This is a genomic window from Niastella vici, from assembly GCF_002077945.1.
In the GTDB taxonomy this organism is placed as follows: Bacteria; Bacteroidota; Bacteroidia; order Chitinophagales; family Chitinophagaceae; genus Niastella; species Niastella vici.
Genome location: NZ_LVYD01000014.1, coordinates 1 through 685, shown reverse-complemented (window position 1 = coordinate 685; position 685 = coordinate 1). Strand labels below are relative to the sequence as shown.

Genomic DNA, 685 nt, shown 5'->3' with positions numbered 1-685 from the left:
CCCTTTTTTAAAAAAAACTTTTTGGGTTATGACTGTAGTATCACTATTCGGATAATCTATTTGAACATAACCAAGGGGTGAATGCAATTCTCCATTCCAGGCCAACTCTTTTTTGGGGTCAATTTTGTATTCAGTAACGCCATCATCGATCGTAATACGGAACTTGTTCAGCTCAAGAGTACGCGCAAAAATGAGTCGAACCATGGCCGAATCATTGCATAGAGCCGGCAACGCAAGGGGCAGAAAAAAAATACTAGTAGTCTTCTTAAAACTTTCATACAAACTTAGGTTGAATTTTACCAAATGTTATTTACTTATGCACACTATTATATGTATGATACATCTAAAAAAGATTCTGTATCACAAATGCCGTGATCATTGATAATACCAGTTTGTGTCTGATCCTTACATTAATCTTTGTTGATTTGCCTCAGCCCGTAATTGCTTCTGGAGTTATTATGTGTGAGAATAATATTCAAGCGATTTGTTGGAGAATATAATGACAGTACTGATCCCATTTCTCTGAACAAATATAAAAGACCGTTTCGCAACAAACTGACGCTATTTTGATATGCACCTATGCTTTTTTGATCTCGCTATGAATTAACATTATTAAAACATTCTTCCTGGCAAGTAGATAATATTTGTAACTCACAAGGGCCGGGTTCTAGCGGCCCTTGTGAGT

At 36.4% G+C, this 685-nt stretch carries 1 protein-coding gene; it reads right to left on the bottom strand.

Features of this window, described 5'->3' with window-relative positions; genetic code table 11:
- On the bottom strand, positions 1–204 hold a 204-nt coding region (locus A3860_RS07455; RefSeq protein ID WP_143773989.1), incomplete at its 3' end, for a hypothetical protein.
- Positions 205–685: the final 481 nt, after the last annotated feature.